Genomic DNA, 7461 nt, shown 5'->3' with positions numbered 1-7461 from the left:
TCGCCCTTGTCGCCTGCATGCGCAAACTGCTCATCACGCTTAACGCAATGGTTCGCTCCAACACTCCCTGGCAGTCGGACTTCCATGACGCGTGACATTGCTCGTCTCAAGATAGTTGCTGTCGACCGCAGTTGGCGCTTTAGCGCTTACTGCGGTCCCATGCAACGTAGTTGCAAGTAAGTTATCCCGCGCCGCTATGCTGCGACGCGTGGTCCGTCTACGCGCCATGTCTACTGCCTGATCACCCCACCGCCCCCGTCTCCGCCTCATACGCCTTGATCGCCTCGGTCGCGACGCGAAACGCGGCGAGCGCGAGAGGTGCGCCGCAATAGACACCCGCCTGCATCAGCACCGCGCGGATCTCGTCGCGCGTGACGCCGTTGCGCAGCGCGCCCTTCACGTGCACCGCGAGTTCGTGGTGCTGGCTCATTGCCGTCAGCATCGCGAGGTTCAGCATGCTGCGCGTCTTGAACGACAGCGTCCGGTCACCCCAGATGTCGCCCCAGCAGCTCTCGGTGACGAACTTCTGCATCGGCCGGTTGAAGTCGTCGGCATTCGCCCACGACTTCTCGACGTGGGCCGCGCCCAGCACTTCCTTGCGGTTTTCGAAGCCGCGTTCGAAACGTTCGTTGTCTTCCATCTGATCGATCTCCATCGTTCGTCCTGCGATCATCGCGTCGCGATGTGTTGCCCACTGTCTGCGCACCCGATTGTCCGACAATCAAGGTGCGCAAAATTTTTTGCGGCCCTGCCGCGTATCGGATCAGTCGTTGCCGTAACCGACGATCGACTTGTTCTCCAGATACTCGCGCAGACCCGCTTCGCCCCACTCGCGGCCGTTGCCGGACCGCTTGTAGCCGCCGAACGGCGCGTGGAAATCCGCCGCCGGGTAATTCAGATGCACGCCGCCCGCGCGCAATTGCCGTGCGATCCGCCGCGCGCGTTCAAGGTCCGCCGACTGCACGTATGCAGCAAGACCGTAGTCGGTACCGTTGGCAATCGCGATCGCTTCGTCTTCGGTGTCGTACGGCATCATCGACAGCACCGGTCCGAAAATTTCCTCGCGCGCGATGGTCATGTCCGGCGTCACGTCGGCGAACACCGTCGGCCGCACGAACCAGCCGCGCGTGAGGCCATCCGGACGACCGGGGCCACCGGTGACGAGCCGCGCGCCTTCGTCGATGCCCGTATGGATCAGTGCCTGCACGCGCTCGAACTGATTGCCGTTGACGAGCGGACCGAGCTGCGTCGCGGGATCGTCCGGCGCACCGGTGCGATAACTTTCCGCCGCACGTTTCGCGATCTGTGCGGCGTCGTTCATCAGATGGCGCGGCACGAGCATCCGCGTCGGAATCGAGCACGACTGGCCTGAATTCGTAAAACATCCAGCGACGCCGCGCGTCACCGCCTGGTCGAGATCGACGTCGTCGAGCAGGATGTTCGCGGACTTGCCGCCGAGTTCCTGCGCAACGCGTTTGACGGTTTCGGCCGCGAGCTTCGCGACGAGAATGCCGGCGCGCGTCGAACCGGTGAACGACACCATGTCGATGCCAGGATGCGCGGCGATCGCCGCACCGACACCTGGACCGTCGCCGTTCACGAGATTGAAGACGCCGGGCGGCACGCCCGCTTCGTCGAGCACATCGGTGAACAGCAGTGCGGACAGCGGCGAATACTCGCTCGGCTTGAGCACCATCGTGCAGCCGGCCGCGAGCGCCGGTGCGATCTTCACGACGATCTGGTTGATCGGCCAGTTCCACGGCGTAATCAACCCGCACACACCGACCGGCTCCAGCCGTAGCCGCGTCGTGCCCTGCTGCGTGTCGAATGCGAAGCGGTCGAGCACGTCGACCAGCGCGTTCAGATGCGCGGGTCCGCGCGCCGCCTGGGCCGTCCGCGCGAACGCGGCCGGTGCGCCCATCTCGACGCGCATCGCATCGGCGAACGCGTCGACGCGCGCTTCGTACCGCGCGACGATGCGCTTCAGCAACGCGATGCGATCCGCGACGCTCCATTCCGCGTACGCGGAAAACGCGTGCCGCGCAGCGGCAACCGCGCGATCGACGTCCACATCGTTGCCAAGCGCGAGCCGGCCCACGGGCGCTTCGGTCGCCGGGTCCACCATATCGAACCAGCGCGGCGCGACCGGTTCGACCCATCGTCCATCGATATAGCACTGCGCGGCGTGCGCCAGCAGCGCCGGGTTCACTTGCGTCATGACGCCTCTCCGGAAAGTAACCGGTACATCTCGGTGTGATCGGTCGCGGGTGTCGATCGCTGCGCGGCACGATCCCACATCGACGTGCAGGTTTCGCCGAGCTCCATCGGATAGTCGAGCGCAACGGCCAGCGCACGCGCGATCTTCAGATCCTTGTTCATCAGTTGCAGCGCGAAGCCCGACGCGAACGTGCCGCTCAGCATGAACTGACGCACCTTGTTCTCCGAGGTGTTGCTGCGACCCGTCGATGCATTCAGCACATCGGTCATCACCGCCGGATCGATGCCGAAGCGCCGCGCGACCTGCAGCGCCTCGACCGTCGCGACGAGCCCCGCCGCCGATACGTAGTTGTTCAATGCCTTCGCCGCGTGTCCCGCGCCCGCGGCGCCGATGTGCAGCACGCTCTTGCCCATCGCGTCGAGGATCGGGCGCGCGCGTTCGAGCACCGCCGCATCACCGCCAACGAGAATCGCGAGCGAGCCGTCGATCGCTTTCTTCACGCCGCCTGAAACCGGTGCGTCGAGATAGTCAAGGCCCGCTTCGCCGAGCGTCACACCTAGTGCGAGCGAACGCGCCGGTTCCGACGAACTCATGTCGATCACCGTCGTGCCGCGCGACAGGCGTGTGCTCCAGCCGGCTGTCCCTTCATCGTCGAGCAGCACCCGCTCGACGATCGCTGAATTCGGCAGCATCGTGATCAACGCATCGAGCGATGCCGCCTCATCCACATGCAGCGGCCGGATCCGCTCGCCGGTGCAAAGCGCGGCGACGCGCGCGTCGTCCGTATCGGCGACGAACACGTCGAATCCCGTCTTCGCGAGACACTCAACCATCGGCGTACCCATCATCCCCAGGCCGATAAAGCCGATTCGTTGCGGTAAAGCCATCTGCATGTTCTCCTTGAATGTCTCGCGATCAGCGCATGGCCGAAAAAGCGGTCGGCGTCAGCAACTGGTTTTCGATCCGCTCGACGATCGGCCGCTCGGCCTCGGTCGCGGCGCGCTTCGCGATCCAGTCCGCGTCCGCCTGGAATGCGTTCCACTTCTGCTCGCGCTCCGCGAGGCTTTCCCATTGCAGCAGATAGGTCAGCGAGTGATTGCTCGGTCCGGCGAGCGTCGTCCAGAAGCCGATCTGCTTGATGCCGTATTTATCGAAGAAGCCGAGCGTGATGTTCGAGAAGCGGTCGAGCAAGGCCGGCAGACGGGTCGGTGCACAGTGATAGATTCGCATTTCGACGATCATGAGATCAGGTCTCCAGTAAGAGGGTCCGGGATGGACGGATCAAGGGTAGCTCAGATGGCTAAGTTGTCGCCTGGTTCGCAGGCGCTTCGCCGGACGACCACTGTTCGACATAGCGCACCAGCTCCGTCATGTCGCGCGTGCGGCCACCCTGCGCGGCGACGGCGTTCCACATCTGCCGCGCGCTGTTGCCGAGCCACATCGGCACACCGAGCGCCTGGCATTCGTCGACGGCGAGCCCGATGTCCTTGCATACGCTCGCGATCGGAAAGCCGAAATCGAACGTACGCGGCAGCACATGCTTCGGAAACTTGTCGAGCGTCGCGCCGTTCTTGCCACTGCCCGCATTGATGACTTCCATCATCACGTTCGGATCGAGCCCGCCCTTCACGCCAGCGACGAACGCCTCCGACGTGATCGCGAGCGCCGTCGACGACAGCATGTTGTTCAGCAGCTTGAGCAATTGCGCCTGCCCGGGCTGCTCGCCAACGACGAACAGTTTGCCGAGCACCTCGAACAGCGGCCGTGCTTCGTCGATCGCCGCGCGCTTGCCGGCGACCATGATCGCGAGCGTGCCCTTCTGTGCGCCCGCCGCGCCGCCGCTCACCGGTGCATCGACGGTGTCGATGCCTTTCGCGAGCAGACCCTGCGCGACTTCGTGTTCCATCCGCGAGCCGACCGTCGACAGATCGATCAGCACTTTCAGTGCCGTGCCGTTTGCCAGGCCGCCTTCGCCGAGCGCGACCTCGCGGAAAATCGCGGGCGTCGGCAGGCTCGTGAATGCGATCCGCGCGGTGTCCGCGACTTCACGCACGCTTGTGGCAACACGCGCGCCTTCGGCCTTCAGCGCCTCGACCGCGGCTGCGTCGCGGTCGTAGACGATCAGCGAATGGCCCGCGGCGATCAGGCGACGCGCCATCGGTCGTCCCATCACGCCAACGCCTACGAATCCAATCCATTTCTGTTCTGACATGTCCACTCCTTTTCCTTCAAGTTGAATATCGGTTGTGCGAGGCTGGCGGCTGTGCGGCGCGCATTGGCGTAGCGGCGTCGTCTGCGTTGTCCAGCGACCATAGCGACGCGATCAGCGGCTGCGGATCGACTGCCGAGCCGCCGTACGTCGTGAGTGTCGCGAGCTTCGCTTCCAGTTCGTGGTCCGTCAGCGGCGCAGCGAGACTGCCGCGCGCGGCGTCGACCTTGCGCGCGAGCGTGCGACCCGACGTGAGATGCAATACGACCTGCGCGGATTCCACCGCGAATTGCGGGTCGTCGATGAATACGACGCGCGCGCCAAGCGCGCGCAGTGCGGGATCGCCGACGGCGGTATCGCTGAATTCGGCGAGTCCGGCACGGCCGGTTGAGAGCGTCACCGCGACCGCGTGCTGCGCGCTGACCTGCGCCTCGCGTCCGCTTTTCGGATTCGGCCGATCGGTACGTGCGCGCAGCAATGGATGCCCGGTCAGTTCGACGCGTGCGATCTCGTTGATCTGTGGCGATTCATCGCGAGCCAGCGCGAGACACGCGTCGATCACCGGATTCAGCACGACGCCGCATGGGTACGGTTTGTATGCGTTCGACTGCAGCGCCCAGTCGTGTCCGAGCGCTGCTGTAATCACTGGGAAATCGGGCTCGTCGCAGGTCACGCGCAGAAAGCCGCGTTCGCCCTCGAGCGGCTGTGCCGGTCCGCGAAGATCGCGTGCCGCGAGCAGCGCGGACAGCACTCCGTTGCGCGCCGCATTGCCGACGCTGACGCTCTTCGACATGCTGCCGAGCGTCTCGACGAGGCCGCCCGCCTGCGCGGATGCGTGCCCCATCGCCCAGCCGATGTGTGTCTCGTCAAGATCGAGCACGTGTGCCGCTGCTGCGGCGGCACCGAATACACCGCACGTCGACGTGATGTGCCAGCCACGTCGATAGTGTCCAGGTGACACCGCATTGCCGATCCGGCATTCCACTTCGACGCCGAGCACGAACGCGGTCAGAAATTCCACGCCACTTATTGGCCTGCCTTGCCGTTGCAGGTCTTCGGCAAGCGCGAACAGCGCCGCGGCGACAGGTGCCGTCGGATGGATGATCGTCGGCAGATGCGTGTCGTCGAAGTCGTGCACGTTGGCCGTCATCGCGTTCAATGCTGCCGCGTTCAGTACATCGGTTCGTTCGATGCGGCCGATCAAGCCAGCTGTGTCGCCACTGCTGAAGCCGCGATAGACATCGACCGCGCGGCCGATGTCCGCATCGCCGCAACCGGCGAGTGCCACCGCGAAATAGTTGACGAGCGCGCGCTTCGCTTCGTGCCGCACCGCTTCCGGTATTGCATCCCATTGCGTACCGGCGACGAACGCCGACAACGCGGCGGTCGGTCCGGATGCGCGCTTCACGTCGTCGATGGGTTCACGCTGCAAGCCAGCCTCCTTCGATCGGCATCATCGCGCCGGTGATCTGGCTCGCCGCGTCGCCGCACAGAAACACCGCCATCGCACCGACGTGCGCGGCGTCGACGAGCTCGCCGGTCGGCTGCTTGCCTTGCAGGAACTCGCGCACCGCGTCGTCGCGAGTCATTCCTCGCTCCTGCATCAGCGCGGCGATCCGGCCTTCGATGTTCGGCGTCGATACCGAGCCGGGGCAGATCGCGTTGCAGGTGATGCCGGTGTTGACGTTCTCGATCGCGACCGCGCGTGTCAGACCGAGCAGCGCGGTTTTCGTGGTCACATAGTCGACGCGGTTCGCGACGCCGCGCGCGCCATACACCGACGTCATGTTGAAGATGCGCCCCCAGCCGCGTGCGCGCATCGCGGGCAGCGTCAACTGGATCGCGCGGAACGCGGCGGTCACGTTGACCGCGAGCGCGGCCTGCCAGTGCGCGAGCGGGAGCGTCTCGACCGGCGCGAAATGACGGACGACCGCGTTGTTGATCAGGATGTCGAGCGTGCCGGCGCGTGTGTTTGCTGCATCGACGAGACGATCGGCGCCATCGGGCGCGGCGAGATCGGTCTGCACATAGTGCGCGTCGATGCCGTGACGCTGTGTCAGCGTCTGCGCGGCCCGCGTGCCGTCGGACACGGGCTCGAGCCCATGCAGCACGATGCGGCAACCGGCCTGTGCGAGCGCGTCGGCCATCGCGAAGCCGAGTCCGCTCGACGAGCCGGTGATCAGCGCGGTTTTTCCTTCGAGTGACATCGCGTGCCCCGGATCAGCGCGGCGCGACGTCGAGCCGCGCGATCCAGCCTGCGGTCTCGCGGTCGTGTGCCGCGTAGCGCTGCAGGACCTGCGGATCGTGACCCGGCACGACGTGTGCGGGCGAATCGGCGAGCTGGTGCACCGCGCGGAATCCCTCGAGCATGTCACCGACGTTGTAGACCGCCGGAAACGGCCGGCTCTCTTCCATGTTGGCGTAGAAATGCGACGCATCGGACGCGAGCACGACCCAGCCGCGCGCCGTGTTCACGCGCACGACCTGCAGCCCGTCCGTATGGCCGCCGACCCAGTGCAGGCTCAGGCCCGGCGCAAGCTGTGAGACGCCGTCGTGAAACTGCACGCGACCATCGAACACACGTCCCACCATCGACTTCACATCCTCCGGCTCGAACGGATGATTAAGCGGGTGATGGCACATGCAGCGCCCGGTGCAATACGCCATCTCGCGATCCTGCACGTGATAGCGCGCATGCGGGAACATCGAGCGATTGCCCGCGTGGTCGTAGTGCATGTGCGTGATGATCACGTCCTCGACCTCGTCGGGACGAATACCGATCTGCCGCAGGCCGGTATCGACCGGATGCGTGATCGTGCGGCCGCGTTGCTGTGCGCCGCTCTGATCGAAACCGGTGTCGACGAGAAACACGCGCGATTCGCCGACCACCGCCCAGACGAAATAATCGAGCGGCATCGACACGTCATGCGGATCGCCGCCGATGAAGTTGTCGCGCGCGGGGCGATCGTGAAAAGCGTATTTGACGGCGAAGATCCGGTACTGCTCGATCGGCTGGCTCATGCATGTCTCCATC

General features: G+C 65.2%; 8 protein-coding genes. All 8 read right to left on the bottom strand.

Translation table 11 applies throughout. The features are described 5' to 3' along the window. Positions 1-241 precede the first annotated feature (241 nt). The gene (locus ACREXZ_RS13070) at positions 242-640 is read right to left on the bottom strand and encodes a carboxymuconolactone decarboxylase family protein (RefSeq protein ID WP_431764506.1); all 399 of its coding nucleotides are present in this window, start codon (positions 638-640) and stop codon (positions 242-244) included. Between the two features lie 123 nt (positions 641-763). Then, positions 764-2194 (bottom strand): aldehyde dehydrogenase family protein, encoded by a 1431-nt coding sequence (locus ACREXZ_RS13065; RefSeq protein WP_431764505.1) that lies wholly within the window; start codon positions 2192-2194, stop codon positions 764-766. A 20-nt stretch (positions 2195-2214) separates the two neighbouring features. Beyond that, entirely contained in the window at positions 2215-3105 is an 891-nt protein-coding gene (locus ACREXZ_RS13060; protein WP_431764485.1) for an NAD(P)-dependent oxidoreductase, read from the bottom strand. Between the two features lie 28 nt (positions 3106-3133). Continuing rightward, complete coding sequence (locus ACREXZ_RS13055) at positions 3134-3460, bottom strand: NIPSNAP family protein (RefSeq protein ID WP_431764484.1); 327 nt, start codon at positions 3458-3460, stop codon at positions 3134-3136. Positions 3461-3518: 58 nt separating this feature from the next. Further along, positions 3519-4457, bottom strand: a complete 939-nt coding sequence (locus tag ACREXZ_RS13050; protein WP_431764504.1) for an NAD(P)-dependent oxidoreductase — start codon at positions 4455-4457, stop codon at positions 3519-3521. Then, entirely contained in the window at positions 4447-5859 is a 1413-nt protein-coding gene (locus ACREXZ_RS13045) for an MmgE/PrpD family protein (protein ID WP_431764483.1), read from the bottom strand. The genes ACREXZ_RS13050 and ACREXZ_RS13045 overlap by 11 nt, the downstream gene beginning before the upstream one ends. After that, positions 5849-6634, bottom strand: coding sequence for an SDR family NAD(P)-dependent oxidoreductase (locus tag ACREXZ_RS13040; RefSeq protein WP_431764482.1), 786 nt, complete (start codon positions 6632-6634; stop codon positions 5849-5851). Before ACREXZ_RS13040 ends, ACREXZ_RS13045 begins: the two co-directional genes overlap by 11 nt. 13 nt (positions 6635-6647) lie before the next feature. Next, positions 6648-7448 (bottom strand): N-acyl homoserine lactonase family protein, encoded by an 801-nt coding sequence (locus ACREXZ_RS13035; protein ID WP_431764481.1) that lies wholly within the window; start codon positions 7446-7448, stop codon positions 6648-6650. Positions 7449-7461: the final 13 nt, after the last annotated feature.

This window comes from Paraburkholderia sp. (assembly GCF_050742655.1).
Taxonomy (GTDB): Bacteria; Pseudomonadota; Gammaproteobacteria; order Burkholderiales; family Burkholderiaceae; genus Paraburkholderia.
Note: the sequence above shows the minus strand (reverse complement) of the source record. Positions and strands in the feature narration are given on the sequence as shown.